The sequence below is a fragment of the Trinickia violacea genome, from assembly GCF_005280735.1.
In the GTDB taxonomy this organism is placed as follows: Bacteria; Pseudomonadota; Gammaproteobacteria; order Burkholderiales; family Burkholderiaceae; genus Trinickia_A; species Trinickia_A violacea.
The window spans coordinates 2,314,199-2,340,660 of the sequence record NZ_CP040077.1 but is presented as its reverse complement, the minus strand read 5'-3'; the positions used below and the strand labels follow the sequence as shown (position 1 = coordinate 2,340,660).

Annotated in this window: 24 protein-coding genes; 14 read left to right on the top strand and 10 right to left on the bottom strand. The window is 63.5% G+C overall.

Features of this window, described 5'->3' with window-relative positions:
• The first annotated feature begins 159 nt into the window (after window positions 1-159).
• Both FAZ95_RS10615 and bamE read left to right on the top strand, forming a co-directional pair.
• On the top strand, window positions 160-822 hold the full coding sequence (locus FAZ95_RS10615; RefSeq protein WP_137332409.1) for a DUF3313 domain-containing protein: 663 nt from the start codon (window positions 160-162) through the stop codon (window positions 820-822).
• 390 nt (window positions 823-1,212) lie between these two features.
• On the top strand, window positions 1,213-1,593 hold the full coding sequence (gene bamE / locus FAZ95_RS10605; protein ID WP_175425564.1) for an outer membrane protein assembly factor BamE domain-containing protein: 381 nt from the start codon (window positions 1,213-1,215) through the stop codon (window positions 1,591-1,593).
• A gap of 112 nt (window positions 1,594-1,705) precedes the next feature.
• Here bamE and grxC read toward each other — a convergent pair whose 3' ends face one another.
• From grxC to FAZ95_RS10590, 3 genes are all read right to left on the bottom strand, one after another.
• A complete protein-coding gene (gene grxC / locus FAZ95_RS10600; RefSeq protein WP_137334505.1) occupies window positions 1,706-1,960 on the bottom strand; it encodes a glutaredoxin 3 in 255 nt (84 codons plus the stop codon).
• 92 nt (window positions 1,961-2,052) lie between these two features.
• The gene (locus FAZ95_RS10595; protein WP_137332406.1) at window positions 2,053-3,447 is read right to left on the bottom strand and encodes a dihydrolipoyl dehydrogenase; all 1,395 of its coding nucleotides are present in this window, start codon (window positions 3,445-3,447) and stop codon (window positions 2,053-2,055) included.
• 177 nt (window positions 3,448-3,624) lie between these two features.
• Complete coding sequence (locus tag FAZ95_RS10590) at window positions 3,625-4,386, bottom strand: CerR family C-terminal domain-containing protein (RefSeq protein WP_137332405.1); 762 nt, start codon at window positions 4,384-4,386, stop codon at window positions 3,625-3,627.
• 141 nt (window positions 4,387-4,527) lie between these two features.
• On the opposite strand from FAZ95_RS10590, the gene FAZ95_RS10585 reads away from it, so the two are divergent.
• The 3 genes from FAZ95_RS10585 to FAZ95_RS10575 are packed head-to-tail and all read left to right on the top strand — an operon-like array spanning window position 4,528 to window position 8,769.
• On the top strand, window positions 4,528-5,670 hold the full coding sequence (locus tag FAZ95_RS10585; protein ID WP_137332404.1) for an HlyD family secretion protein: 1,143 nt from the start codon (window positions 4,528-4,530) through the stop codon (window positions 5,668-5,670).
• Window positions 5,663-7,255, top strand: coding sequence for an MDR family MFS transporter (locus tag FAZ95_RS10580; protein ID WP_137332403.1), 1,593 nt, complete (start codon window positions 5,663-5,665; stop codon window positions 7,253-7,255). The genes FAZ95_RS10585 and FAZ95_RS10580 overlap by 8 nt, the downstream gene beginning before the upstream one ends.
• Before the next feature lie 32 nt (window positions 7,256-7,287).
• A complete protein-coding gene (locus FAZ95_RS10575) occupies window positions 7,288-8,769 on the top strand; it encodes an efflux transporter outer membrane subunit (protein WP_437437725.1) in 1,482 nt (493 codons plus the stop codon).
• 44 nt (window positions 8,770-8,813) lie between these two features.
• Here the strand turns inward: FAZ95_RS10575 and lhpH are convergent, their stop codons facing one another.
• On the bottom strand, window positions 8,814-9,821 hold the full coding sequence (lhpH, locus tag FAZ95_RS10570) for a trans-3-hydroxy-L-proline dehydratase (RefSeq protein ID WP_137332401.1): 1,008 nt from the start codon (window positions 9,819-9,821) through the stop codon (window positions 8,814-8,816).
• A 37-nt stretch (window positions 9,822-9,858) separates the two neighbouring features.
• Window positions 9,859-10,983 (bottom strand): branched-chain amino acid ABC transporter substrate-binding protein, encoded by a 1,125-nt coding sequence (locus tag FAZ95_RS10565; protein WP_137332400.1) that lies wholly within the window; start codon window positions 10,981-10,983, stop codon window positions 9,859-9,861.
• A gap of 328 nt (window positions 10,984-11,311) precedes the next feature.
• Here FAZ95_RS10565 and FAZ95_RS10560 point away from each other — a divergent pair, with 328 nt between their 5' ends.
• Both FAZ95_RS10560 and FAZ95_RS10555 read left to right on the top strand, forming a co-directional pair.
• The gene (locus tag FAZ95_RS10560) at window positions 11,312-12,838 is read left to right on the top strand and encodes a sensor domain-containing diguanylate cyclase (RefSeq protein WP_137332399.1); all 1,527 of its coding nucleotides are present in this window, start codon (window positions 11,312-11,314) and stop codon (window positions 12,836-12,838) included.
• Window positions 12,839-12,984: 146 nt separating this feature from the next.
• On the top strand, window positions 12,985-13,293 hold the full coding sequence (locus FAZ95_RS10555) for a hypothetical protein (RefSeq protein ID WP_137332398.1): 309 nt from the start codon (window positions 12,985-12,987) through the stop codon (window positions 13,291-13,293).
• Window positions 13,294-13,492: 199 nt separating this feature from the next.
• On the opposite strand, the gene FAZ95_RS10550 is transcribed toward FAZ95_RS10555, so the two are convergent.
• Complete coding sequence (locus FAZ95_RS10550; protein WP_137334504.1) at window positions 13,493-14,233, bottom strand: hypothetical protein; 741 nt, start codon at window positions 14,231-14,233, stop codon at window positions 13,493-13,495.
• A gap of 317 nt (window positions 14,234-14,550) precedes the next feature.
• Here FAZ95_RS10550 and FAZ95_RS10545 point away from each other — a divergent pair, with 317 nt between their 5' ends.
• The gene (locus FAZ95_RS10545; RefSeq protein ID WP_175425563.1) at window positions 14,551-15,012 is read left to right on the top strand and encodes an NUDIX domain-containing protein; all 462 of its coding nucleotides are present in this window, start codon (window positions 14,551-14,553) and stop codon (window positions 15,010-15,012) included.
• Between the two features lie 235 nt (window positions 15,013-15,247).
• Window positions 15,248-15,865, top strand: a complete 618-nt coding sequence (locus FAZ95_RS10540; RefSeq protein ID WP_137332397.1) for a LysE family translocator — start codon at window positions 15,248-15,250, stop codon at window positions 15,863-15,865.
• A 39-nt stretch (window positions 15,866-15,904) separates the two neighbouring features.
• On the opposite strand, the gene FAZ95_RS10535 is transcribed toward FAZ95_RS10540, so the two are convergent.
• Window positions 15,905-16,315 (bottom strand): VOC family protein, encoded by a 411-nt coding sequence (locus tag FAZ95_RS10535; protein WP_254699870.1) that lies wholly within the window; start codon window positions 16,313-16,315, stop codon window positions 15,905-15,907.
• Between the two features lie 315 nt (window positions 16,316-16,630).
• Window positions 16,631-18,373 carry an IlvD/Edd family dehydratase gene (locus FAZ95_RS10530; RefSeq protein ID WP_137332395.1) on the bottom strand — a complete coding sequence of 581 codons (1,743 nt, stop codon included), beginning with the start codon at window positions 18,371-18,373 and terminating at the stop codon, window positions 16,631-16,633.
• Window positions 18,374-18,780: 407 nt separating this feature from the next.
• Here FAZ95_RS10530 and FAZ95_RS10525 point away from each other — a divergent pair, with 407 nt between their 5' ends.
• From FAZ95_RS10525 to FAZ95_RS10505, 5 genes are all read left to right on the top strand, one after another.
• Window positions 18,781-19,746: an ABC transporter substrate-binding protein gene (locus tag FAZ95_RS10525; protein ID WP_137332394.1), complete on the top strand. Its 966-nt coding sequence runs from the start codon at window positions 18,781-18,783 to the stop codon at window positions 19,744-19,746.
• 66 nt (window positions 19,747-19,812) lie between these two features.
• Window positions 19,813-21,327, top strand: coding sequence for a sugar ABC transporter ATP-binding protein (locus tag FAZ95_RS10520; protein WP_137332393.1), 1,515 nt, complete (start codon window positions 19,813-19,815; stop codon window positions 21,325-21,327).
• Window positions 21,324-22,361: an ABC transporter permease gene (locus FAZ95_RS10515; RefSeq protein ID WP_137332392.1), complete on the top strand. Its 1,038-nt coding sequence runs from the start codon at window positions 21,324-21,326 to the stop codon at window positions 22,359-22,361. The genes FAZ95_RS10520 and FAZ95_RS10515 overlap by 4 nt, the downstream gene beginning before the upstream one ends.
• Complete coding sequence (gene yjfF, locus FAZ95_RS10510; RefSeq protein WP_254699869.1) at window positions 22,358-23,446, top strand: galactofuranose ABC transporter, permease protein YjfF; 1,089 nt, start codon at window positions 22,358-22,360, stop codon at window positions 23,444-23,446. The genes FAZ95_RS10515 and yjfF overlap by 4 nt, the downstream gene beginning before the upstream one ends.
• 61 nt (window positions 23,447-23,507) lie before the next feature.
• Window positions 23,508-24,437 carry a Gfo/Idh/MocA family protein gene (locus FAZ95_RS10505; RefSeq protein WP_137332391.1) on the top strand — a complete coding sequence of 310 codons (930 nt, stop codon included), beginning with the start codon at window positions 23,508-23,510 and terminating at the stop codon, window positions 24,435-24,437.
• A gap of 132 nt (window positions 24,438-24,569) precedes the next feature.
• On the opposite strand, the gene FAZ95_RS10500 is transcribed toward FAZ95_RS10505, so the two are convergent.
• Window positions 24,570-25,727, bottom strand: a complete 1,158-nt coding sequence (locus FAZ95_RS10500; protein WP_137332390.1) for an iron-containing alcohol dehydrogenase — start codon at window positions 25,725-25,727, stop codon at window positions 24,570-24,572.
• A gap of 87 nt (window positions 25,728-25,814) precedes the next feature.
• Window positions 25,815-26,417 carry a TetR/AcrR family transcriptional regulator gene (locus FAZ95_RS10495; RefSeq protein ID WP_137332389.1) on the bottom strand — a complete coding sequence of 201 codons (603 nt, stop codon included), beginning with the start codon at window positions 26,415-26,417 and terminating at the stop codon, window positions 25,815-25,817.
• Between the last annotated feature and the right edge of the window lie 45 nt (window positions 26,418-26,462).

Below are 26,462 nucleotides of genomic sequence, written 5' to 3'. Positions count from 1 at the left end.
CACTGAGCCGGACGGGTGGATTGTAGCGTGTCGTCGACTCAAAAAACAATCCGGATAGACGGTTTACAAAAAATAAGCGCGGTGCTACTGTTCGGTCTCGTTGGTTCCGCCCAGAACAGAGGGCCTCCCTAGCTCGAATTGCCCCTCAAGGAATGCAAAATGCCCAAGAAAAACGTCGCCTCGCTTCTTTTCACCGCCGCGGCAGTGCTGACCCTGGCCGCGTGCGCCGGCGTGCAGCCTGTCCCCTATACAGGTATCCCCTCTTCCTCGCAGTTGCAGCAAAACCGCGATGACGATTCAAGCAAGGTGCCCTACAAATACACAGCCCCTGTGGTCTGGTCGCGATACACGCAGGTTCTGCTGGACCCGGTCGTCGTGTATCAGGGCAGCGACAACCAGTTCGGCGACATGAAGGGCGACGACCGGGCCGAGCTTGCCGACTACATGGGAAAGACGTTTTCGGAGAAATTGGCCACACGGTTCCAACTCGCGAAGCAGCCCGGCCCTAACACGCTGCGCGTCAAGCTGACATTGACCGGCGCAGAAAAGACAACGCCCTTTGTCGGGCAGTTCATGCATTTCGACCTTGCGGGTAATCTCTACAACGGCGTGCAGTCGGTCCGTGGCGGCCAAGGTGCATTCAGCGGCTCGGTTTCCTATGCCGTGGAAATCTATGACAGCAGCAACGGCCACCTGCTGAAGGCCTATATTTCGAAGCAGTACCCGAATGCAATGAACCTCGTGGCGGCCTTCGGATCATTGGGTGCGGCGAAGACCGGCCTGGACAAAGGCGCTGACGGGTTGGTCGCCCAGCTTCATTGAGAAACGCGCCGGCTAAAGATTTTGCCTGGCGCTCAGTGCCTGCACCGTATGAGTCACCGGAACTCGCCGCGCAGAGAAGGCGGCGGCTCCGGGCTTCTCCGAGGTTTGCGAATGCACGCTTTAGCTGATCTTGTTGTTTCATTCGCGCCCCCTCCTTTGATGGTCACCGTCGTCTTTTCGGTCGCGTACCTTCTGGTGGGGATTCCGTTTCATTTCCGAAGCGGTGCCGTCGCCAGGAACGTGTATGGCACGCTGGCCGGCGTTTTCTTAGGCATTGGCTACATCACGTTCGTGGTAGGTTTCTCTTCAGGTCTTCACGCCGCCCCACGATGACCCGGTCAGACGTCGATGTACACCAAGCCGATTCAAGTATTCGACGAAGGAATAGGTATGAAAAGCCTGCGACCCTTGATGATTCTGTCGGTCGTGTACGTTTGTTTGCTGGTCGGCTGCGTCTCGACGGATCAGGTGATCAAACCCGACGATATAGCTGACTTCAGGCTCGGAGTGACGACGCAGCAGCAGGTGGTTGCGAGACTGGGCACGCCGTCGGCGACGTCCACATTGCCGGATGGATCGACGTACCTGACTTATGCGTTCACCGAACCCCAATCGGCTACGGCGCAATGGATTCCAGCCATCGCGCCGTTTGTCGGTGGCACGACCCCCCGCAGTTCCACGATCAGCTTCCAATTCGGACCGGACGGCATATTGAATACCGTGAATACCGCTTCCTCGAGGCTCGGCCCGGTGATGCATCGAGAGCAGTAAGTGTTGTGACGATCCCAGCGTCCGTCTCAATACAACGACGCGGCGCTTCTTCGCGCAGGCGGTGGGTTAGCTGGCCCGTGGCCAGCTATGTCGCGTTCGCGCCAGCCCCGGTTCAAACCGCCAAAAGCCCATCGAGCCGATCCTGCCGTTCCAACGCATATAAGTCGTCGCAACCGCCGACGTGCGTCTCGCCGATAAAAATCTGCGGCACGGTGCGTCGGCCGAGCCGAGCGAACAGCGCTTTGGCGACGTCGGCCTTGCCGTCGAGATTCACCTCGTCGAAAACCACGCCTTTCCGGTGGAGCAGCGCCTTTGCCGATTCGCAGTAGGAGCAGCCGTGTTTGGTGTAGATGGTCACGGTAGACATAGAAACTCCGATATTTGCAGAGAAAACGCGCTGCGGCGCGCGGCGTGATGCTGAGTCTATTTGCTGGTGCTTGCGTATCCAGACGCCATGCTTCAAGCGTCGGCGGCGAGCTTCGCCGCAGCATCCCGCAGCGCTGTGCGCAGACCTTCCTCGACAACCGGGTGATAGAACGGCATCGCCAGCATCTCGTCGACTGTCAGCCCCATCTGCAGGCTCCACGCCAGCAAATGGCCGATGTGCTCGGCAGCCGGCCCGAGCATCTCCGCACCGACGAAACGCCGCGTCACGCGGTCGACATAGACATGAGCGAGCCCTTGGTTCTTCAGCATCACGCGGCTGCGGCCCTGGTCCTGGAAGCTCACCTCGCCGGTCACGAAGGTCTCGGGCGGCAGGTTCCGATGTCGCGCGCCGACCAGCGCGATCTGCGGATCGGAGAACACGATCGCGAGCGGCGCCCTGCGCTCGATCGGCGTCACGTCCGGATAGCGTCCGGCGTTGCGGCCGGCGGCCCGTCCTTCGTCGGCCGCTTCGTGCAGCAGCGGCACGATCCCATTCGCGTCGCCGGCGATGAACACCGGATGCGTGCCGGCCTGCAGCGTCTCGGGATCGAAGCGCGGCACGCCGTGCTCATCCAGTTCGAGTGACGTGTTCGAGAGCCCCAGTTTCGCGACGTCCGGCCGGCGTCCGGTGGCCGCGAGCACGTACTCGTAAGTGTCCTCGGTGACGGTCCCGTCGGCGCGCTGAAAGCGCAGCCGCACACCCTCTTCGACCCGCGTCGCGGACAGCATCGTGCCGCGCGGCTCGAAATGAAACGCTTCGCTGAAAATCGTGCGGGCCGCCTCGACGAGCTTCGGATCGGTCAGCTGTCCCACGCCCCCACGCGCGCCGTAGACGCTCACCCGCACGCCGAGTCGCGCGAGCGCTTGCCCGAGCTCGAGTCCGATTACGCCGGGTCCCATGACGGCGACGCTGCGCGGCAACGTCTGCCAGTCGAACACGTCGTCGTTCACGACGACACGGTCGCCAAGCCCTTGCAGCACGTCCGGGATCACGGGCTTCGAGCCGGTGGCGATCACCACACGCTTCGCTTGCACCCGCGTGTGGTCGCCGACTTCGAGCAGCTGGTCGTCGATGAAGCGCGCATGACCGACGAGCCGGTCTTCGTTCGGCAGCGCCTCGACGCCGTCGACGACAAAACCGACGAACCGGTCCCGCTCGCGACGCACCCGCGCCATCACTGCCTCGCCGTCGATCCGCACACTGCCGATATCGACGCCGAACGGTGCCGCGTGGCTTGCCGAGTGTGCCGCCTCCGCGGCTGCAATCAGGAGCTTCGACGGCATACAGCCGACGCGCGCGCAGGTCGTGCCGTACGGGCCACCTTCGATGATGACGGCGGAAGCCCCTTCCGCCTTGGCCGCGCGGTACGCGGCAAGTCCCGCGGTGCCTGCGCCGATGATGGCGACGTCTGATTGAATGGTGCGCATTTCCGTATCCCTACTCGAATTGCCGGGATGTAACGGATGGCCGCTCGGGCCTCTTCGGCCAGTCATCCGTTACGACATGACAGCAGTGTAGGGATGACTCGTGAGTGCGTGAATGCCGCAACGGTTCAATATCATGCTCGATCGTCTCACGCGACTGAGGCTTGGCGCGGCTCGCTTTCAACCACGCGTCTTCGGAATTTTCTTGCGCGCGGGCGTCGGGGCCATCGCTTCCCTCGCCTCACGCTCCGCGCTCCACATCTCCAGCAGCGCGCGCGTTTGCACGCGCACCGTGCCCTTGAGCAGTTCGCCTTTTTCCGCGTCGATTTCCTGCCAGCCCAAGTGATGCAGGGCCGAGCGCGGCGACAGATGGAACAGCATCAACTGGCCAAAAAGGCTGAGCACGCGGATCCGAGTCACCGGATCGTCGGGCGAGGTGCCGGTAATTTTCGCGAGCAGCGCCACGCTCACGGTATTCAACGGCCCGCGCACGCGCTCCTGCAGAATCTCGGACGCGATCGGCGGCTCGTGTCCGCCTTGTTCGCGCACGAAGAAGAGCCGCTGGCTCGGCGACTTGGGCATCTTGAACATGCTGTCCGCGATCCGCTCCTGGATCGCGATGAACGCGTCGATCAACTGCGCGACGTCAGCGCCGCCTTCCAGCGCTTCTGAAGCACTGCGGATGACCGGCTCGAAGGTCGTCCGCACCTGGTCGGCGAAATACTCGGCGCAGGCGCGATACACGCCCTCCTTGTTCTCGAAGTAGTACTGCAGCGCGGGCGCGTTGACGCCGGCGCGCGCCGCGATGTCGCGCGTCGAGGCGGCGGCGAAGCCGTGCTCGCCGAACAAGTCGATGGCCGCCGTGATGATGCGCATGCGGGTCTCGTCGCCGCGCGCATATCCGCCTTCCGCCGGCCGGCGCAGGCGCTTGGTTTCGCTCATTTAACGAATTCCCCTCCCCTCGAATTCAACATTCCACATATTGAATACCACATTCCTTACCGCAAAAATATATCACTTGACACAATTGTTCCGGGTGGAATAATTTGTGCGCGCTTCGCTTCACCTAACGAGATCGACGTCATGTCCGCAACAACAGAAGCCCCGCCGCGCAGCACCGTTTCGCAGGAGACCGGACCATCCGGCCCGCAACGCTCCAAAAGGCGCCCCTTTCTCCTCATCGCCGGCATCGTCGCGCTGATCGCGGGCGCGCTTTGGCTCGCGCATTGGTGGACGGTCGGGCGCTTCATCGAAAGCACCGACGATGCCTACCTGCAGGCCGACAGCGTCACGATCGCGCCAAAGGTCAGCGGCTATGTCACGGACGTGCTCGTTGCCGACAATCAGGCGGTCCCGGCCGGCGCGCCGCTCGCGCGGCTCGACAGCCGGCAGTATCAGGCATCGCTCGATCAGGCCGAAGCGACCATCGATGCGCGCGAGGCCGACATCCAGCGCGCGCAAGCCGAAATTCAGCAGCAGCAAGCAAACGTCGCCCAAGCGAAGGCGCAGGAGCAGGTCGCGCGCTTGAGCGCGCAGCACGCGGATGACGACGTGAAGCGCTATGCGCCGCTCGCCGCGACCGGCGCGGAAACCCACGAGCGGCTCGCGAGCCTCGTCAACACGCGCGATCAGGCACGCGCCACGCTCGCGGCGAACGCCGCGGCCGTCGCCGCCGCGCAGACGCAGATCGGCGCCACCACGGCGCAGATCGCGCAGGCTCGCGCGCAGCTCGAAGCGGCGCGTGCGAGCATCCGTCAGGCGCGCCTCGATTTGAACGACACGACGGTCTACAGCCCGATTGCGGGACGCGTCGGCGACCGCACCGTGCGCGTCGGGCAATTCGTGCAGCCGGGCACGCGCATGATGACGGTGGTGCCCGTGCAGAGCCTCTATCTCCAAGCCAACTTCAAGGAAACGCAGGTCGGGCGCATGCGCGTCGGCCAGCCCGCGACGCTGCACGTCGATGCGCTGCCAGGCAAGGAACTGCATGGCGTGGTCGACAGCTTCGCGCCCGGCACCGGCGCGCAGTTCGCGCTGCTGCCGCCGGAGAACGCCACCGGCAACTTCACGAAGATCGTGCAGCGCGTGCCCGTGCGCATTCGCGTCGAGACGGGGCCGGCAACGCGCGCCGTGCTGCTGCCGGGCTTGTCGGTGACAGTCGATGTCGATACCCGCTCGGCGCGCGAAGGCGACAAGCGGATCGCCGCCGAGAACGCCCATGGCTAACGCGGCCGCGACGCAAGGCGCCGCGCCCCACCCCGAGCGCGCCAGCGCGGCCGACTGGATCGCGGTGGCCGCCGGCGCGCTCGGCGCGCTGATGGCGACGCTCGACATCTCGATCACGAACTCCGCGCTGCCGCAGATCCAGGGCGAAATCGGCGCGACGGGCACCGAGGGCACGTGGATCTCGACCGGCTATCTCATGTCGGAAATCGTGATGATTCCGCTCGCCGCGTGGCTCACGCGCGTGTTCGGCCTGCGCAATTTTCTGCTGGCCAACGCGGTGCTGTTCATTCTGTTTTCGATGATGTGCGGCCTTTCGCACACGCTGCCCGTGATGATCGCGGGGCGCATCGGACAGGGCTTCACGGGCGGCGCGATGATCCCGACCGCGCAGACCATCATCCGCACTCGCCTGCCCCGCGCGCAGATGCCGATCGGCATGACGGTGTTCGGCTTGATCGTGCTCCTGGGTCCGCTGCTCGGTCCGGTGCTCGGCGGCTGGCTCGCCGAAAACATCTCGTGGGCGTGGTGCTTCTTCATCAACCTGCCGGTTTGCCTCGCGTTGATCACGCTCTTGATCGCGGGCCTGCCGGCCGACAAGCCGCATTGGCACGACTTCGTCAACGCCGACTGGATCGGCATCGTGGGCCTGTCGATCGGGCTTTCGTCGCTGACCGTCGTGCTCGAGGAAGGCCAGCGCAAGCAGTGGTTCGAATCGAATCAGATCGTCGTGCTCAGTTGCCTCACGGCGCTGGGCTTCCTGCTGATCGGCATCTCGCAGTTCGTGGCGAAGAAGCCGATCATGCGCCTTTCGCTCTTGCGCAACCTGCGCTACGCGAGCGTCATCGTCATCGTGTTCGCGGTCGGCGCCGGGCTCTATTGCGTGTCGTATCTCGTGCCGCAGTTCCTGAGCCTGATCGCGGGCTATAACGCCGAACAGTCGGGCGGCATCATGCTGATCTCCGGCGTCCCGGCGTTCCTGATGATGCCGATCCTGCCGCGCCTGCTCGGCAAGGTCGATTTCCGCGTGCTCGTGATCGGCGGCCTGTTGTGCTTCGCGGGGAGTTGCCTGCTCGACATCAGCCTCACGGCGCAAAGCGTCGGCCACGACTTCTACGGGTCGCAATTGCTGCGCGGCGTCGGTCAGATGCTCGCGATGATGCCGCTCAACCAGGCGTCGATGGCGGCCGTGTCACGCGAGGATTCGGGCGATGCCGCGGGGCTCTACAACATGGCGCGCAATCTGGGCGGGTCGGTGGGGCTTGCGATCATCGGCACCGTCATCGACCGGCGCAGCACGTTTCATACCGCCGCGATCCGCGAATCGCTCACGGCCAACTCCGTGCTCGGTCAGGACCGCATCGCCGCGAACGCCGCAAGCTGGTTCGCGCAGACAGGCGACATGGCCTACGCAAAGATGCAGGCGCTCGGCCAGCTCGCCGCGCAGATTCAGCAGCAAGCGGCCGTCATCACCTATTCGGAGACGTTCTACGTGCTCGCGATCGCGCTCCTCGCGTGCATCCCGCTCGCGCTGCTGCTCAGGTCGTCGGCTGCACCGGGGGCAGGCGCGTCGTCATCCGGCCATTGACGTCTCATCGAATTTCTTGCCCCTATCCACCGATGTCACCGATGTCATTTCGCCGCTCTCCTTCGCTCCTTCCGTCGTTGCCCCTCACGCTGCTCGCGGCGTGGGCGATGTCCGCGTGCACGGTCGGCCCCGACTATCGCGGCGCCCCGCCCGTCGCGGCGAGCGCCGCGCAGGCCGACACGTTCGTGCGCACGCCGGCCACGGGTGCCGCGGCGACGCGCGCGCCGAGCGCATGGTGGCGCACGCTCGGCGATCCGCAGCTCGACGCGCTGATCGACGCCGCGCTCGCGCACAACCCCGACTTGCACGCGGCACAGGCGCGTCTGCGCGAAGCGCGCGCCCAGTTGCGGCAACAACAGGCCAACGAGCTGCCGAAGAGTTCCGCGACTGTCGCGGCGTTGCGCACTCGCGAGCCCGACCTGGCTTCCTTCTTCCAGTCCGGCAGCGGCTCGTCGCAGAGCTCCGGCGGCGGCCCGCTGCAGCTGTACACCGCGGGCTTCGATGCCTCGTGGGAAATCGATCTGTTCGGCGGCACGCGGCGCGCAATCGAGGCGGCATCGGCCGAAGCCGACGCGGTCAATGCCGATCTCGCCGATACGCAAGTCTCGCTCGCGGCGGAGGTCGCGCAGGCGTATATCGATCTGCGCGACGTGCAGCGGCGGCTCGCGTTGGGGCAGCGCTCGGCGGATCTCCAGCAGCAGATGCTCACGCTCACCGAAGAGCGCCGCGCGCGCGGTACGGCGGCCGATGTCGACGTCGAGCGCCTGTCGGGCCAGGTCGAGAGCACACGTGCCGCACTGGTGCCGCTCGAAGCGCAGATCGTCGAATCGCTCGATCAGCTCGCCGTGCTGACCGGACAAGCGCCCGGTGCGCTCGATGCCGAACTGTCCGCGCCGCAGCCGCTGCCGGCGCTGCCCGCGACGGTGGCGGTCGGCGACCCGGCCACGATGCTGCAGCAGCGCCCCGATATCCGTGCGGCCGAGCGGCGTCTCGCGTCGAGCAACGCGCAAATCGGCGAGCACGTCGCGGATTACTTCCCGAAGGTGACGCTGTTCGGCGACTTGGGATTCACGGCGGCTGATCCGGGGCATCTCTTGCGCAAACAAAACTTCTCGTGGATCGGCGCGCCCTATTTGCAATGGAACGCGCTCGACTTCGGGCGCACGGCCGCCGCCGTGCGCGGCGCCGAGGCATCGCGCGACGAAGCGAGCGCGAAGTACGAGCACACGGTGCTCGCGGCGCTGCAAGACGCGAATACGTCGCTGTCGCGCTACGGCCATCAGCGTGAGCATCTGGCGCGTCTTGAGCAGGTCCAGCGTTCCGCCGATCGCTCCGCTGTATTGATGCAGCAGCGCTACACGGCCGGCGTGGCCACGCTGATCGACTTGCTCGATACGCAGCGCACGCAGTTTTCCGCGCAGCAAGATGTGGTTGCGGGCCAAGCCGAATTGCTGAAGGACTTCGTGTCGCTGCAAAAGAGCCTTGGGCTCGGCTGGCAGACTCGGGTGGAGTGAGGCTGGCGATTACCGCCAGCCTCGGCGCCCAAGACCGTGCAAGCTCACCTCACAAGAAACCCATACGTGAGCGGGTCTCGCTCATCGATGATCCAGTTCGCGAAGCCGCACACATGGGCGCTGCCCTCCACTTCCGGAATCACGGCTTTGATATCGCCCACCGTCGTTTCGCGCAGCACGCGTCCCTTGAAAATGGTCCCGACGATCGACTCGTTGACGAGCGTATCGTCCTTCGACATTCGCCCTCGCAGGTATAGCTGAGCGACGCGCCCTCCGGTCCCCGAACCGGTCGGCGACCGGTCGACTTCACGATCTGCGAACACGCAGCAGTTCGCCTGCGTCGAACCCGCGTGACGCGGTGCGTTCGCGATGATCGTGCCGTAGATGTGATTGATCTCCGGAATCTCCGGATGCACGACCGGGAACGCCTGGTTGGCCGCTTCCTTGACCTCCGCGCCGAACCGGATGAGGCGCTCGACGTCGGACTCCCGCACTGCGAGCCCATGCGGCTCGCCATCGGTATAGAAGTAAAAGGCCCCGCCATACGCGATATCGCCGGTCACTTTGCCGAACGACGGCGTCTCGACCGTCACGTCCTGCTTCCAGATGAACGACGGCACATTGACGAAGCGCACCGGCCCCGCATGGTCGCCATCCCACTTGACGAACGCTTCGATGAAGCCGCACGGCGCGTCGATCCCGACCCGCGTCTCGGGGCTCGTGCGCGTCACCCAACCCAATTCGACAGCCGCGGTCGCGAGCGCGATGACGCCGTGTCCGCAATGGTCGCTATAGCCTTCGTTGTGGACGAAGATCACGCCGAAGTCGGCGTGTTCGCTGACCGGCTCGGTGAGGTAGCCGCCGTACATATCGGCGTGGCCGCGCGGTTCGAACATCAGCGCGCGGCGGATCTCGTCAGCGTTTTCTTTGAGCCATGCGCGGCGCTTGACGATCGTATCGCCCTGCATGCGCGGCAAGCCGCTCGTCACGATTCGGAATGCTTCGCCACCTGTATGGACTTCTACCGTCGAAATGGATCGGGTGATTTTCATGAGTGAGTTTCGTTAAGCGACGCGGGGATGCCTGGGTTTATTCGCCATAGGGTACAGGCAAGCTGTTCTTGATCACATAGACCGTCGTAGGCGCGCCCTTGAGATCGCCGTACTCGTCGAACGAGTAGGTGCCCGCGACGCCCTTGTAGTCTTCATTCGCGAGCGCCGAAGTCAGCTTGGCCTTGTCGGTCGTCGTGCCCGCCTTCACCATCGCGTCGGCCAGCATCTTCACGCCGTCGTAGTAGTTGACCGCGTAGACCTGCGTGTCGGTGTGGTACGCGTCCTTGTAGCGCTTGAGGAAGTCGCGGCCCGCGGCGGTCTTGTCGAGCGACACGCCGCCTTGTGCGCAGTAGACGATCGACGCCGCGTCGCCCGCCACGTGCCCCATGTCCGCCGAGCAGATGCCGTCGCCGCCGAGCAGCTTCGCGCGCAAGCCGAGCTGGATCATCTGCTTGGCCATCGGCGCGCCCTGTGCCGCGTAGCCGCCGAAGAAGATCACATCCGGGTTCTTTCCCTTGATGGTGGTCAGGATGCTGTGGAAATCGGTGGCTTGCGAGTTCGTGAACTCGCGATCGACGATCTGGATGCCGTGCGCCTTCGCGACCGACGCGAACTCGTCGGCCACGCCCTGTCCGTAGGCGGTGCGATCGTCGACGATCGCGGCGGTCTTCGCCTTCAGCGTGCCGGCCGCAAACGTCGCCATCGTGCCGCCCAATTGCACGTCGCTTGCGCCGATCCGGAAGATGTTCTTGAAGCCTTGCTTGGTCAAGGTCGGGTTCGACGCGACCGGCAACATCGGCACGCCGGCCCCGCTGTAGACGCGCGAAGCGGGAATCGCCACGCCCGAGTTGTACGGGCCCATCACGGCAACGACGCCGCTGTCCACCAGCTTTTGCGCGACCTGGACGCCGACTTTCGGGTCCGCCTGATCGTCCTCGGAATCGAGCTTGAAGGTCACCTTCTTGCCTGCAACCGTCATGCCTGCTTTGTTGAGGTCTTCGATCGCGAGCCGTGCGCCGTTCTCGTTGTCCTTGCCGTTCACGGACTGCGGCCCGGTGAGCGGCGCCGAGTGGCCGATCGTCACGACCTCCTGTGCGTGGGCGCTTGCGATCATCCCCGTGGCCGACATGACGGCCAAAGCAGTGGCAAGGTAGTGGCGCATGCTGTCTCCTGTTCCTATTTGTGTTTGGAAGAAGCAATGTAGGCGCTGAGCGGCGGTAACGCAACGAAGGGTAAATGCGGTCGTCACCCGCGCAGCATGGCCTTGCGCGCAACCGTATGACGATTGGCGGCGAAGGCCATCGCGCGGACGCGGCTGACGCCACCCACCGGGGGACAAAACGTGCGGACTAGCGCCTATTCGTCGAACAAATAGACGCTGCAAGGCGCCAATGCATCGAATCGAGCGGATAATCCGGCTCTTTTCAACGCACCAGGGTTTTCCCGGCACGCTCACACTCAAGAGCTAGACAAGTCATTACGAGGAGCGCATGCGCCCGACCGTGCGAGTGTTTGAGCGGGACGATCAGAAGCCCCGGGCGCTGTTTCTGATCCCGGTGCTGACGTGGCTCGTCCTGTGCGTCTTGTGGGGGACGATTCTCTTGCGCCTCGAAATCGAAAAGGCCGCGGTGCTGCGCGACGCGCACCTCGCCGCGAGCACGCTCGCCGATTCGTTGCGCACGCACACACTGAAAACGATTCACGACGTCGACGAGATCGCGCTACTCGTGAAGTATGGCTACGAGAGCGCGCACGACGCATCGCAGCCGTTCAACCTGCATAGCTACGAGACGCATGGCCTCATCAGCTCGGATACCGCATTGCAGGTGACGCTCGTCGGCCCCAATGGGCATGTCGTGATGTCGACGCTCTCCGCGAGCGGCGACGTCGACCTGAGCGACCGCGAGCACTTTCGCGTGCACCGGTTCAATCCCGATGTCGGGCTCTTCATCAGCCGGCCGGTGATCGGGCGCATCTCGAAGCATTGGTCGGTGCAGGCGACGCGGCGCTTGAACAACGCGAACGGCAGCTTCGACGGCGTGGTCGTCGTCTCCGAAGACCCGGCCTACCTCACCGACGGTTTCTACAATCGCACCGCGCTCGGCGAGCACGGCATGATCGCGGTGCTGTCGCGTCATGGTTTCATGCTCTCGCGCCGCGCGGAAGATGCGCACAGCACGGCGGGACAATCGCTGCCTGCGGGTTACGACGTCCTGTTGCACGAACCCGATACGACGTTTGTCGATCCGTTCGATCACGTCGAGCGGATCTTCGCGGGCAGCACGATCGACCAGTATGGGCTCTTGGCCGTCGCGGGACTGTCGGTCGACGATGTGCTCGACGACTACTACCGGATGCGGCGCGTCTACGTGACGATGGCCATCGCCATCTCGGCGATGCTGGTCGGCTTTGCCGTCTGGATCATGACGCTGATCCGCAAGCTGCTGGCGGGCCGCGAAGCGCTGGAGCGGCTTTCGCGCGTGGACCGGCTCACCGGGCTTCTCAATCGCGGCCGGATCTCCGACTTGGTGGAGCAAGCAGTCGCCGCGCCCGACGCGGTGGGTCACGTGGCGGTGATCTTCGTCGACCTCGACAACTTGAAGCAACTCAACGACACGCGCGGGCATCAGGCCGGGGATGCCGTGCTCGCTGCGCTCGCGGACCGGCTGCGCGCCGCGGTTGGAGAGCACGGACGAATCGGGCGCGTCGGCGGCGATGAGTTCCTGGTGCTCGTGCAAACCGCCGAGCCGAATGCGGGCGAGGTTGCAGCGTCGATCGTTCAACAAGTGACGGACGCGTTGGACGAGCCTGTCGTCCTGCAAGAAGAGCCTTACCGGATGACGGCAAGCTGCGGTGTAGCCGTGCTCGAGTCCAACGAGACGGCCGACGATCTGGTCCGCAAGGCCGACGCCGCGATGTATGAGGCCAAGGAGTGCAATCGCGTCAAGGCGAGCCCGGTTTGGCGCGCGCATACACGCACCGGCAGCGGCAAAGCAGCATTTGACGTACGCGCCTAAACTATGCGCTGACGAAAGCCGCTCGCGGCGCCGCACATCGTTTCAGTGCGGATAGGAGCACGCGGCACGGTGATTGCTCAAATCACGGTCAAGCAGGCGGCGATCGTCTGTGTCGGTATTCCAGTCCAATCAACGAGGAACGGATCATGATGAAGACAAGCAGCACATTAATCGCGGCCGTCGCCGCACTCGCACTGTCGGGCGGTGCTTATGCACAGAACAACACGCTAGCGACGCCGACCACAAAGTCGCCCGTCGCTGCACCGACGCCGGCCAATGCAACGAGCGGCTACGGCACGCCTGGCGCCACCAACTCGGACAACGGTATGGGTGCCGGGTCGCCGAATTCGGGCCAGCAAAACAGCACGAACAATAGCGCGACGCCCGGCGCCGCCGCTTTCGGGACCAACAACACGCTGGCGACCCCGACCACAAAGTCGCCAACGAATTATTAACAGCAGTTAAGGATGACAGCCGGGCGTAAGTAAGCACAAGCGCTTCAGTCACGTAGGCCAAGCGTAATTGTGACTGGCGCCACAGGGTCGCGACTAGCAGACGCTAGTCAATACGATCGACCCAAAGGCCGCAGCCCTCACGGACCGCGGCCTTTTGTTTCCCCGAGCCTCTTCCTCGCCATCGCTTGTGGCAAATCATTCAGTGCGACTTCTGCAGTCTTCGGCTTTCAAGCCAGTTGCGCAACTGGCCTAAGGTCAACGCACTGACAATCAGGACGATATAGAGGGTCACGAGATCGTGGCGCCATGCGTCAAGTGCCAAGTGATGGGTCGCCAGCTTCGGATCAGCGGCCGGAAGCTTGAGGCTCTTCCCCTCCACGGCTCGGGTCATGTGGAGAAAGCCCGCAGCGGATAGCAGCGGCAACAGGGCGACGAGCGCCAGCAACGCGTACTTCATCCGGCGAACCCGCGGATAGTGGCGCAAGCGGAACCACACTCCGAGGCATCCGTGTATCCAGCCGGGCGCGAGCAGCGCAAGCTGCAGCCCTTGCGTACCGCTCGATAGCAGCACGATGATCACGCGCTCGTAGTTAGGCTCGAAGCCATACAGCGAAGACGCGAGTCGAGTGGTCACCGCATGGCGGATAAGGAGCAGTGGCAGGCTGAGCCCAGCCCAAAGGCGGATCCATTCGGCGGGCGCCATCGCCCAGCGGCGGCGCTCGTATATCGTGCGCAACGCCAACGCAAAATGCAGCGACGCCGCACCGTACAGCGCGATCGTCCCCGGCACGCTGCGCCAGAGCCGCAGCGCCAGTAGGAGACCACGTCCGGCAAGGTCGAGCGACCAGATCCCGAGCGCGTGATTCAGCAGGTGGAGAAAGAGATAGGTCAACATGACCAGGCCCGACCCGAGCTGAACGCGGCGCAGAACGGGTTGCATGCCACCCCCACTTCGCGGGTGGGGCAGACGGCCCTCCGAAAGATCGCGCCCCCTGCGCCGAACGCGTGCCGCGATGGCACCGGATACGTCGGTACTTTTCAGTCGAACGACGATCCATCGGGCCAGTCGTGTTGGCTGCCAATCCGCGTGCACGGCCGTGTCGTTGATGTCCATGTTGATCATCCGTCGTGTGTCCTGCTTGCAGTACTGCCGCCGTTCGACGGATATTCCCGGATCGTATCTCAGGCATCCGAAGATGCCTGTTCACCGCCTACATCGTCCACAATCGGACAACAACAAATCCATGGGGGGTAACGGTGTCACTGCATGTTGATAACGAAAGCTACATCAGTCGGCTGAGGAGAAAGGTCGGTAGCGATCTGATATTGAGTCCCTCCGTTGCAGCTGTGATTCACGATCACGAAGGCAAGTTGCTCCTACAGGAAAAATCGTCAGATGAGGCATGGAGTCAGCCCGCGGGCGGAATTGAGCTAGGAGAAAGCCCGCAGGAAGCCATCATCCGGGAAGTCATGGAGGAGACGGGATACGCGGTCCGCATCCACGGCATTCTCGGCGTATTCGGCGGCCGGGCGTTCCGATACACGTATCCAAGCGGCGACCGCGTCGAGTGTGTCGTGACGCTGTTTCAGTGCGCGATTATCGGTGGTTCCGGAGTCCCCACGGACGCCGAAACCAAATCCATCCGGTATTTCGGAAGGCACGACATGCCGGAACTGGCACTACCGTATCCCAAAGACGATTTGTTTCGGGCATTCTAAGCGTGCGGAGGGGTGGCCTAGCCGGTCGACTCGGCTTCCTGATTCGGCCAGGTAAAGCCAGCTTTAGTCGCTGAGTCGTCACCCGGCTACATACGCTAGTCACGCGATGGATCGAACGGGTACCAGAGAGTGCAGCGACAGCCGATCAATAATGCTCTATCGCGGCATGGTTCAAAATAGTGACCGTTGAAGCGCTCTCTTTGCTCCTTACGACCACAATCCTCCCGAGGTACAAGTGATCGATTCCTCCGCCGTTGCAACGGTCTTCTCTGTTTATGCAGTTGGTGTCGTCATACCCGGCCCGAACTTCGTCGCAGTCGTTCACAAAGCAGTTTCAGGCAGACGCTCTGATGCACTCGCGCTTGTCGCCGGAATCGTGACGGTCAATCTATTTTGGGCGACCTGTGCCATCTTGGGTATCGGGATGGCGTTCGCCATCTTCCCGTGGCTTGCCATGAGCATCAAGCTCGCCGGCGCGGCGTATTTGATCTGGTTTGGGCTGAGGCTAGTTGCATCGGCAGGGGCAAGTCATGCAACTACACCTCAGCCTCTGAAGGCGCCTGGATTCCGTTCCGCTTTCCTGCAGGGCGTCGCGACAAACATTGCGAACCCGAAGTCCATTGCTTTTTACGCAGCCGTGTTTTCCTCGGCGGCGCCCGCCCACGTGTCCACGCCAACGTTCTTTGCCATGCTCGCTACTGTTGGTGCAATTGCGACATGCTGGTACGGAGCAGTCGCGCTTGTTCTCTCTCATGCAACCGTTGCGACGGCGTATCGCCGCGCCAAGGCATGGATCGACCGAGCCTGTGGCGGCGTGATTATTGCGCTCGGAATCCGGCAGGCGATTCGATAGCAAAGTGCTCAGAAACGAGACCATCGCCAATAAAGGACTCTAGCTCTCCGCCATTCCTTTTTCCGCGAGCTCCTTTTTCGCGCTTTCGTTCTTGGTCAATTGCGTCAGGCCCATGCCGCGCAGAACGTTCGGAGCCTTGGTGAACTGGATATTGTCATAGCCCACGATCTCGATGCGATTGCCCCAAGGGTCGCGGAAATCCAGAAACGGACCATCGAGCGGCTCGACACCCGCGGCATTGAGGGCGGCGCGCGCCGCCTCCTTGTCATCGACAACGAGGCCGACATGCCGGCCATCATCGGGGGGCTGTTTGCGTCCCGCCTGCAACGCGATGAATTGGTCGCCAAGATCGATGAAGGCCATTGTCTTGCTCTTGCCGCGCAATTGAAAGTCGAAAATGCTTCCGTAGAATGCCAGCGCTTCCTCGATATCGCCAACTTCTAGCGCCACATGGTTGAAGCCGATGGCGCGCGGCTTGGTGGAGTTAGCGATTTAACGCTCCTCTTGCAATCAGTGGATGGCGTTTACACACTCGATCGCAACGTTGTCCGCTCGCACGGCGGATCGGCCAACCCGCCCGTGCTTTTGACCGGCGGTCCAGAAACGGCCTCTTACTGTGCGACTCCATCAGTATGGGGCTTGAAGTCGTCTCACACTAGACGACCAAACAGGATTTGTTTAGTCCATTTTTGGATAAATATAGCGCTCGATCCGAACGATCTGGCGATGTTCGTCCAGATCATCCGCGCCTGGTGCTCTAGCGTCCTAATGCGAATGCGCGGGCACGTCGGCGCCTCGGCAGCCCACCAGGAAATCGAAGTCGCAGCCCTCGTCGGCTTGCAGCACGTGCTCGACGTAGAGCTGCGCATAGCCGCTCGTTTCACCGGGCTTGCGCGCTTGTGCCTGCTTCCATTCGGCGAGTCGTGCAGTCATTTCCGCGTCATCGATATCGATATGCAAGCGCCCCGCTTCGCAATCGAGCTCGATCCAGTCACCATTGCGCACGACGGCGAGCGGGCCGCCCGCGCGCGCTTCGGGCGCGACGTGCAGCACCACCGTGCCGTACGCCGTGCCGCTCATGCGCGCATCGGAGACGCGCACCATGTCGGTCACCCCTTGCGCGAGCAGTTTCGGCGGCAGGCCCATGTTGCCGACCTCGGCCATGCCCGGATAACCCTTCGGCCCGCAGTTCTTCATGACGAGCACGGAACTCGCATCGACCTCGAGCTCGGGATCGGCGATGCGCTTTTTGTAGTCGTCGAAGTTCTCGAACACCACCGCGCGGCCGCGATGCTTCAGGAGCGACGGCGTTGCCGCCGATGGTTTGAGCACCGCGCCGTTCGGCGCAAGATTGCCTCGTAGCACGCACAGTCCGCCGTCCGGCACGAGCGGCTTCTCCAGCGGACGAATCACCTCGTCGTTGTAGATCGGCGCGGCTTGGCTGTTCTCCCAGAGCGTATGGCCGTTCGCAGTCAGCGCATCCGGATGCGGCAGCAGCCCCGCTTCGCCCAACCGCCGCAGCACCGCAGGCAAGCCCCCCGCGTAATAGAACTCCTCCATCAGATAGCGCCCCGAGGGCTGCAAATCGACGAGCGTCGGCGTGCCGCGTCCGATCGTCGTCCAATCGTCCAATTGCAGCTCGACGCCGATGCGCCCCGCGATCGCCTTCAAGTGAATCGCCGCGTTGGTCGAGCCGCCGATCGCCGCGTTCACGCGAATCGCGTTCTCGAACGCCTCGCGCGTGAGGAGCTTGGAGAGCCGCACATCGTCGAGCGCCATCTCGACGATACGCATGCCCGACAGATGCGCGAGCACATAGCGGCGCGAATCGACCGCCGGAATCGCCGCGTTGTGCGGCAGCGTGACGCCGAGCGCCTCGGCCATGCAGGCCATCGTCGAGGCGGTGCCCATCGTGTTGCAGGTGCCCGCCGAGCGCGACATGCCCGCCTCCGCCGACATGAACTCGTGCAGCGTGATCTTGCCCGCCTTCACCTGCTCGCTCAGTTGCCACACGACCGTGCCCGAACCGATATCGCGCCCTTGATGCTTGCCGTTGAGCATCGGCCCGCCCGACACCACGATCGCGGGCACGTCGCAACTGGCCGCGCCCATCAAGAGCGCCGGCGTGGTCTTGTCGCAACCGACGAGCAGCACGACCGCATCGATCGGATTGCCGCGGATCGACTCCTCGACATCCATGCTCGCGAGGTTGCGCGTGAACATCGCGGTGGGCCGCAGGTTCGATTCGCCGTTCGAGAACACCGGGAATTCGACGGGAAAGCCGCCCGCCTCGAACACCCCGCGCTTCACGTGCTCGGCGAGCTTGCGAAAGTGCGCGTTGCACGGCGTGAGCTCGGACCACGTATTGCAGATGCCGATGATCGGCCGGCCGTCGAACGCGTGATCGGGGATGCCCTGGTTCTTCATCCAGCTGCGGTACATGAAGCCGTTTTTATCGGCGTTGCCGAACCATTGGGCGGAGCGGAGCTTGCGTTGTTTGTTGGTCATGTTTTCGTTTCGACTTGCCCTTGATAGTCATACTATTAATTAAACCCTTGGCGGGTAGACAATTCGTTCTAGTTAAACTTTCTAATCGGCACCTGGCACCTTGATTCGCGCTGTTTGATCGAAATCCCGCTATTTAGCGGAATCGAGCGCGAGATACACTACATGAATAGCATGACTATTCATGGGGGCAAGGTAGGGAAAATGCTAGTCGAAACCGACTGAGTCGCTGCATATAGTATGTCTATTGCCGCGTCTGCTGACCGTTCGGGAAGCATGCGTCCGGAACAGCATTCGCCCATCGGGCCTGTTGTGAAAGTGGCGCTCACGTTCGTCATCACATTGCTCTACCGTTGATGCCGGACTTAGATACACCGCGCCGAAATAAACCCAATAAATCGGAGACGGAAATGAAACACATCAGACGCCTGGCGCTTCGCGCGCTCTTCGGGTCGGCGCTCGCGCTAGTGGCCCTCGGCAGCTACGCACAAGAGAAACAAATCACGCTCGGCTTCGCCCAGGTCGGCGCCGAAAGCGCATGGCGTACGGCCAATACGGTGTCGGTCAAGCAGGCCGCGAAAGACGCCGGCATCAACCTGAAGTTCTCCGACGCGCAGCAAAAGCAGGAAAACCAGATCAAGGCGATCCGCTCATATATCGCGCAGAAAGTCGACGTGATCGCATTTTCGCCGGTGGTCGAATCGGGCTGGGAGCCGGTGCTGACCGAAGCGAAGAACGCACACATCCCGGTGATTCTCACCGACCGCTCGATCGACGTGAAGGATCCATCGCTCTACGTCACGATGATCGGCTCCGACTTCCTCGAAGAAGGCCGCCGCGCCGGCCGATGGCTCGAAGAGCACTACAAGAACGACCCGGGCCCGATCAATATCGCCGAGCTGCAAGGCACGGTCGGCTCCGCCCCGGCCAACGACCGTCACTCGGGTCTGATGGAGATCATCAAGAACGATCCGAAGTTCAAGATCATCGCGTCGCAAAGCGGCGACTTCACGCTCGCCGGCGGCAAGCAGGTGATGGAAGCGTTTGCGAAGACCTACGGCAAGCAAATCAACGTCGTCTACGCGCACAACGACGACATGGCGCTCGGCGCGATCCAGGCCATGGAAGAAGCCGGCATGAAGCCGGGCAAGGACGTGAACGTCGTCTCGTTCGACGCGACCAAGGGCGGCTTCGAAGCGATGATCGCAGGCAAGATCAACGTGGACGTCGAATGCAGCCCGCTGCTCGGACCACAGTTGATGACGGCCGTGAAGGACGTCGTCGCGGGCAAGCAGTTGCCCAAGCGCATCGTGACCAACGAAACGGTGTTCCCGATGAGTGTCGCGGCGCAGGTCCTGCCGCAACGCAAGTATTGAGGCGCTTCTCGCGGGCCCGGCTCGATCTAGCGGCGAGCCGGCCCGCGACTCTTTTTTGCCAAGCCTATGACTGACGCGCCTATTCTCGAAGCCATCGGCATCACCAAATCGTTTCCGGGTGTCAACGCGCTGAAGAGCGTCGATTTTCGGCTCTTTCCCGGTGAAATCCACACCTTGATGGGTCAGAACGGCGCGGGCAAATCGACGCTGATCAACGTGCTGACCGGCGTGCACGCGCACGATGCGGGCGAGGTGCGATTAGGCGGCGAGCCCGTGCAATTCGCCACGCCGCTCGAAGCCGAAGCGGCCGGCATCCAGACGCTGTATCAAGAGATCAATCTGTGCCCCAACCTGTCGGTCGCCGAGAACGTGTTCGCCGGCCGCCAGCCGAAGCGGCGCGGAATGATCGACTGGAAGACGATCCACTCGCGCACTGAAGCCGCGCTCGCCGAGCTGAACGTCTCGCTCGATGTGACCAAATCGCTCGACGCGTATCCGATCGCCGTGCAGCAGATGGTGGCGATCGCGCGCGCGGTGTCCGTCGATGCGCGCGTGCTGATTCTCGACGAGCCGACGTCGAGCCTCGACGACAGCGAAGTCGCCCGCCTCTTCGACGTGCTGCGCAAACTCAAGCAATCGGGCTACGCGATTCTCTTCGTCACGCACTTTCTCGAGCAGACGTACGCGATCTCCGACCGCATCACGGTGATGCGCAACGGCGAGCGCGAAGGCGAATACGTGGCGAAGGATTTGCCGGTCGAACGGCTCGTCTCGAAGATGGTCGGCCACGAGCGGATGAGCGAGCGTCTCAAGCATGCCGCGACCGAAGCGCCCGTTTCCAAGAGCGAAGCGCCACCATTCGTCGAGATGCGCGGCGTCGGCCGGCGCGGACTGATGAGTCCCGTCGATATCGACGTGCAGCCTGGGCAGATTCTCGGCTTGGCCGGCTTGCTGGGCTCGGGACGCACGGAAACCGCACGCCTTTTGTTCGGCGCCGAGCGTGCCGATACGGGCACCGTGAACGTCGCGGGCAAGCCGGTGAAGCTCGGCTCGCCGCGCGACGCGGTGCATCAAGGCATCGGCTACTGCCCGGAAGACCGCAAGAAGGAAGGCATCATTGCGGCGCTCTCGATTCGCGAGAACATCATTCTTGCGCTGCAGGCGCGACGCGGCTGGTGGCGTGTGCTCGGCCGCGCGAAAGAACGCGCGATCGCCGACGACTACATCGCCAAGCTCGGCATCAAAGCGAGCGATGCGGAACAGCCGATCGGCCTGCTCTCCGGCGGCAATCAGCAAAAGGTCCTGCTCGCGCGTTGGCTCGCGACGGACCCGAAAATGCTGATCCTCGACGAGCCGACGCGCGGCATCGACGTCGGCGCGAAATTCGAAATCATGGACCGTGTGCTCGCGTTGTGCGCGAAAGGACTCGCGATTCTGTTCATCTCGTCGGAGGTGAGCGAGGTCGTGCGCGTGAGCCACCGGATCGCGGTGCTGCGCGATCGCCGCAAGGTGGCGGAAGTCGCGGGCAATGCGTTGTCGGAAGACCAGGTCTATCGGTTGATTGCGGGAGACGCTGAATGAAATCACTCAAGGCGATGCTCCGGCATTCGCTGTTCTGGCCTGTGATCACGCTCGTGTTGCTGATCCTGCTCGATCTCGCGCATCGTTCGAATTTCCTCGCGATTTCGATCCTCGAAGGGCATCTGTTCGGCGCACCCATCGATATCCTGAACCGTGGCGCGCCGCTCGTGATCGTCTCGCTCGGCATGACGCTCGTGATCGCGACCAAAGGCATCGATATTTCGGTCGGCGCGATCGTGGCGATTGCGGGCGCCGCCGCGGCTACCGTGCTCGCCGCCGATCCGTCGCAGGTCGGCACGGCCGTGCTCGCCGCGCTCGGCGTGGGGGTGCTCGCCGGTATTTGGAACGGGCTCCTGGTCGCGTTCGTCGGCATGCAGCCGATCATCGCGACGCTGATCCTGATGGTGGCCGGCCGCGGCGTCGCGCAGTTGCTCACGGGCGGCCAGATCATCCCGATCGACGCGCATGGCTATCTCGTGCTCGGCGACGGCTATCTCGCAGGCGTGCCCTGCTCCGTCTGGATCGCGATCGGCGCGACAGCCGTCACCGCATTGCTGATGAGCCGCACGGCCCTCGGGCTCTTTATCCGCTCGATCGGGATCAATCCGGTCGCGACGCGTCTCGTCGGCTTGCGCTCGAACGCGATCGTCTTCAGCGTCTACGTGTTCTCGGGGCTCACGGCGGCGATTGCCGGCGTGATCGCAAGCTCGAACGTGCGCAGCGCGGACGGCAACAACGCGGGCCTCTTGCTCGAGCTCGATGCGATCCTCGCGGTGACGCTCGGCGGCACCTCGCTGCTCGGCGGGCGCTTCAGCCTCGCGGGCACGGTGGTCGGCGCGCTCATCATCCAGACGCTCACTTATACGACCTACTCGATCGGCGTACCGCCGGAAGCGACGCTCGTCGTCAAAGCGGTGGTCGTGCTGCTCGTCAGCGTGATTCAATCGGCGAGCGCGCGCGCACTCTTCACTCGATATCTGTTGCGCGTCATCGGCTTTGGTGCCACGAGGCCGCTTACGGGGAGCGCAAAATGAAAAATGTCGTGGGCCGCCTGGTCGATCCCCGCACGCTGCCGATCGTCGTCACCGTGGCGCTGTTCACCGCGCTCTTCGGTTTCGGCTCGGTGATGTACACCGGATTCTTCTCGTTGCAGGTGCTGTTCGGCCTTCTCGTCGACAACGCATTCCTGTTGATCGTCGCGATCGGCATGACGTTCGTGATCGTGTCGGGCGGGATCGATCTGTCGGTGGGCGCGGTCGTTGCGCTCACAACGATCTTCTGCGCGGTGCTCGCCGAGCGTTTTCATTGGCCGGTATGGGCCGTGCTTCCGCCTGTGCTGCTGTTCGGCGCGCTGTACGGCGCCGCGATGGGCGCGCTGATCCATTTCTTCCGGCTGCAGCCGTTCATCGTCACGCTCGCCGGCATGTTCCTCGCGCGCGGCGCGTGCTTCCTGATCACGACGCAATCGATCACGATCAACGAACCGACCTTTCATGCGCTCTCGGCGTTCAGCGTGCACATCGGCGGCGGCTCGCTGACTTCGGGCGCGCTGATCGCGATCGCGACGCTCGCGGTCGCGATCTACGTCGCCCACTTCACGCGCTTCGGGCGCAACGTGTATGCGGTCGGCGGCAACGAGCGCTCGGCGCTCTTGATGGGGCTGCCGGTCGCGCGCACGAAGATCGGCGTGTATGCGCTCAGCGGTTTCTGTTCGGCGCTCGGCGGCGTGGTGTTCACGCTTTACCTGTTGTCGGGCTACGGCCTCCAGGGGCAGGGCATGGAGCTCGACGCGATTGCGGCGACCGTGATCGGTGGCACGTTGCTCACAGGCGGCGTAGGCTATGTGATCGGGTCGGTGTTCGGCGTCGGGATTCTCGGCACGATACAAACACTGATCACCTTCGACGGCACCCTCAGCTCGTGGTGGACGCGCATCGTGATCGGCGCTTTGCTGTGCGTGTTCTGTCTGCTGCAGCGCGTGATCGAACGGCACGCGGCGCGCCGCAAGTCGAACGGCACAGGGCTCGGCGCCGAAGTGAAGACGCATGCCGAGCCGCGCCGGCCGAATCCCGACGCGGGCGACAAAGTCGATTTCGCCGCGATGGCCCCGCGAAGCTGAGTGCCGCGCGAAGCGAATCCGCTCGCGCTGCACTGGGGACATCAATAACCTTGACTTAACGATGAACACCAAACTCTCGATTGCGATTGTCGGCGTCGGCAAGATTGCGCGCGACCAACACTTGCCTGCCATTGCCGCCAGCCACGGCTTCCAGCTGATCGCTTGCGCGAGCCGCAACGCAAAAGTCGATGGCGTTCGCAACTATGCGGACATCGACGCCCTGCTGGCGGAAGAACCGTCGCTCGATGCCGTGTCGCTGTGCGCGACGCCACAAGTGCGCTATGAGCAGGCGCGCGCCGCGCTGGCAGCGGGCAAGCACGTGATGCTCGAAAAGCCGCCCGGCGCGAGTCTCAACGAAGTCGAAGTGCTGCGCGCGATGGCCGTCGACGCGGGACGCACGCTCTTCGCAACGTGGCATTCCCGCTACGCCCCCGCGGTGGAAACGGCGCGTCACTGGCTCGCCGATCGCACGATCCGCTCGGTCGAAGTCCGCTGGAAAGAAGACGTGCGCCGCTGGCATCCCGGTCAGGCGTGGATCTGGGAACCAGGCGGCCTTGGTGTCTTCGATCCCGGCATCAACGCGCTATCGATCGTGACGCGCATCCTGCCGCGCGAGATCGTGCTGCGCTCGGCGCTGCTGTCAGTGCCGTCCAATGTGCAAACGCCGATCGCAGCGGAACTCGAATTCGCCGATGAGCGCGGCGTGCCGGTCTACGTCGACCTCGATTGGCGCCATGGCCCGGTCGAACAGTGGGAAATCGACGTGCTGACCGACGACGGCGCGCTGCAACTCTCCGAGGGCGGCAAGCGCCTGCGGATCGCCGGTGAGCCGATGAATGTAGGACCGGAGCGCGAGTATCCAGGTCTCTACGAACGCTTCCGCTGGCTGATCGATCACGGCGCGCAAGACGTCGACGTGCGCCCGTTCCGGCATGTCGCCGATGCATTCCTTCTCGGGCGTCGGCGCGAAATCGAGCCATTCGAGGACTGACTTCCCGGCGAGGCGACGACGGACAACGCCGCGCTTGCGTACTGGAAAGAAGTGATGCGCGAGACCGTGCTGAAAGCGGTGCTCGCGCATCTGTCTGAAACGCAGGCCGCCGGAGGTGGCCTGCGACGCCTCTTAGAGACTAGCTTCGAGCACGCGCCGGCTCACGTCGAGCGTGACGTCATTGTGCTCGCCGAGCTGCGTCATGCCGTGCGCCTCCAATTGCGCGACGAGACCGTCGATCGCATCCGCGCCAACGTTGTAGTCGGCAAGGCGCGTCGTCACGTCGAGGCTTTCGAAGAACGCGCGCGTGCGGGCAATCGCTTCGTCGATGCGCGCGTCGTCATCGCCTGACGTGATCTGCCAAACGCGTTCGGCGTATTGCAGGAGCTTCGCGCGCTTGCTGTCGCGGCGCACTTGGAGCATCGACGGCAGCACGATCGCGAGCGTGCGCGCGTGATCGATGTCGTAACGCGCGGTCAGCTCGTGACCGACCATGTGCGTTGCCCAATCCTGCGGCACGCCGGCGCCGATCAACCCGTTCAGCGCAAGCGTCGCCACCCACATCAGATTCGAGCGGATCGCGTAGTCGTGCGGATGGGCCAGCGCCTTCGGACCGATTTCGATCAGCGTCTGCAGCAACCCTTCGGCAAAGCGGTCCTGCGCGAATCCGTTCACCGGATAAGTCAGGTATTGCTCGACGATGTGCGTGAACGCGTCGACCACGCCGTTCGCGATCTGCCGGGGAGGCAAGGTGTAGGTCTTGGTCGGATCGAGAACCGAGAACTGCGGGAACACCGACACGTGGCGAAACGCGAGCTTCGCTTGCGTCGCCCTTCTCGTTACCACGGCGCCGTTGTTCATTTCGGAGCCCGTCGCGGGCAGCGTCAGCACGGAGCCGAACGGCAAAGCGCCGGTCACGTTCGCACCATGGGTTTCGAGGATCGTCCACGGGTCGCCTTCGAAATGCACCGCGGCGGCAACGAACTTCGTGCCGTCGATCACCGAGCCGCCGCCTACCGCCAGCAGGAAGTCGAGCTTCTCGCGGCGCACGACCGCGACGGCTTCCATCAGCGTTTCGAAGGTCGGATTCGGCTCGATGCCGCCGAACTCGCGGATTTCGCGCGCGCCGAGCGCTGCCTTGACCTCGTCGAGCGTGCCGTTCTTCTTCGCGCTCGTGCCGCCGTACAGCACGAGCACGCGGGCCGTGGCCGGCACGAGGTCGTTCACGCGCGCGATCGCGCCTTGGCCGAATACGATGCGGGTGGGGTTGTGGTATTCAAAATTCTGCATCTGGTATTTCTCCATCAATTAGACCGGTCGTCTAGTCTTTGCGGCAAAAAAATGGCGTCTCCTGGGCGGGCATGCTTGCCCTGTCGTTTATAGCGGTCCGGGAAGGTTAAGGATGATGCGCGTCGCCGCCATGGCGGCGTCGAGCGGCTGCCGGTTGTAGCCGATCTTGTCCAGCAGCGTGGCGCCGAGCCACAGTTCGTAAAGCGTCGCGGCGGTGCGATGCGGGTCGTCGAAGTCCTTCAGCGAGCCGTCGGCCACCCCCGCTTCGATGCAGCCGGCAATCCGGGCGACGATCCGCTCGGTACCCTCCTGCAGTACCGCGCGCATCGGCTCGGACAGATCGCACACCTCCGCGCCTAGTTTGACGACCAGGCATTTGCACGCGATATCGTCGCTTTCCTGGTCATCGCGCCAATCCTCCCAGTAGCTCATCAGGCGCTCGGCGGCGGTGCCGCCCGGACGCACGAACAGTTCGTCCATGCGCTCGAGATAGGCGCTGAAATAGCTTTCCAGCAGGGCCCCGCCGAACGCTTCCTTCGATTCGAAGTAGTGATAGAACGAGCCCTTCGGAATCCCGGCAGCCGACAGGATCTCGTTCAAGCCGACAGCCGAAAAGCCCTTGCTGAGCATGATCGGCCGTGCGGTGTCGAGGATGTGCTGCCGCATTTCGACGGCGTTCGCGGATTTCATCGAAACGGATGATATCCGAAAATTAGACCGGTCGTCTAGAGGCAA

Excerpts from the sequence above, each read along its gene's own strand:
- lhpH (WP_137332401.1), bottom strand. The coding sequence starts at position 9,821 with ATGAAAATCACCCGATCCATTTCGACGGTAGAAGTCCATACAGGTGGC.
- FAZ95_RS10565 (WP_137332400.1), bottom strand. The coding sequence starts at position 10,983 with ATGCGCCACTACCTTGCCACTGCTTTGGCCGTCATGTCGGCCACGGGG.
- yjfF (WP_254699869.1), top strand. The coding sequence starts at position 22,358 with ATGAAAAATGTCGTGGGCCGCCTGGTCGATCCCCGCACGCTGCCGATC.
- bamE (WP_175425564.1), top strand. The coding sequence starts at position 1,213 with ATGAAAAGCCTGCGACCCTTGATGATTCTGTCGGTCGTGTACGTTTGT.
- FAZ95_RS10515 (WP_137332392.1), top strand. The coding sequence starts at position 21,324 with ATGAAATCACTCAAGGCGATGCTCCGGCATTCGCTGTTCTGGCCTGTG.
- FAZ95_RS10580 (WP_137332403.1), top strand. The coding sequence starts at position 5,663 with ATGGCTAACGCGGCCGCGACGCAAGGCGCCGCGCCCCACCCCGAGCGC.
- FAZ95_RS10500 (WP_137332390.1), bottom strand. The coding sequence starts at position 25,727 with ATGCAGAATTTTGAATACCACAACCCCACCCGCATCGTATTCGGCCAA.
- FAZ95_RS10595 (WP_137332406.1), bottom strand. The coding sequence starts at position 3,447 with ATGCGCACCATTCAATCAGACGTCGCCATCATCGGCGCAGGCACCGCG.
- FAZ95_RS10590 (WP_137332405.1), bottom strand. The coding sequence starts at position 4,386 with ATGAGCGAAACCAAGCGCCTGCGCCGGCCGGCGGAAGGCGGATATGCG.
- FAZ95_RS10495 (WP_137332389.1), bottom strand. The coding sequence starts at position 26,417 with ATGAAATCCGCGAACGCCGTCGAAATGCGGCAGCACATCCTCGACACC.
- FAZ95_RS10560 (WP_137332399.1), top strand. The coding sequence starts at position 11,312 with ATGCGCCCGACCGTGCGAGTGTTTGAGCGGGACGATCAGAAGCCCCGG.
- FAZ95_RS10530 (WP_137332395.1), bottom strand. The coding sequence starts at position 18,373 with ATGACCAACAAACAACGCAAGCTCCGCTCCGCCCAATGGTTCGGCAAC.
- FAZ95_RS10525 (WP_137332394.1), top strand. The coding sequence starts at position 18,781 with ATGAAACACATCAGACGCCTGGCGCTTCGCGCGCTCTTCGGGTCGGCG.
- FAZ95_RS10550 (WP_137334504.1), bottom strand. The coding sequence starts at position 14,233 with ATGCAACCCGTTCTGCGCCGCGTTCAGCTCGGGTCGGGCCTGGTCATG.
- FAZ95_RS10555 (WP_137332398.1), top strand. The coding sequence starts at position 12,985 with ATGATGAAGACAAGCAGCACATTAATCGCGGCCGTCGCCGCACTCGCA.
- grxC (WP_137334505.1), bottom strand. The coding sequence starts at position 1,960 with ATGTCTACCGTGACCATCTACACCAAACACGGCTGCTCCTACTGCGAA.
- FAZ95_RS10505 (WP_137332391.1), top strand. The coding sequence starts at position 23,508 with ATGAACACCAAACTCTCGATTGCGATTGTCGGCGTCGGCAAGATTGCG.
- FAZ95_RS10520 (WP_137332393.1), top strand. The coding sequence starts at position 19,813 with ATGACTGACGCGCCTATTCTCGAAGCCATCGGCATCACCAAATCGTTT.
- FAZ95_RS10575 (WP_437437725.1), top strand. The coding sequence starts at position 7,288 with ATGTCACCGATGTCATTTCGCCGCTCTCCTTCGCTCCTTCCGTCGTTG.
- FAZ95_RS10585 (WP_137332404.1), top strand. The coding sequence starts at position 4,528 with ATGTCCGCAACAACAGAAGCCCCGCCGCGCAGCACCGTTTCGCAGGAG.
- FAZ95_RS10615 (WP_137332409.1), top strand. The coding sequence starts at position 160 with ATGCCCAAGAAAAACGTCGCCTCGCTTCTTTTCACCGCCGCGGCAGTG.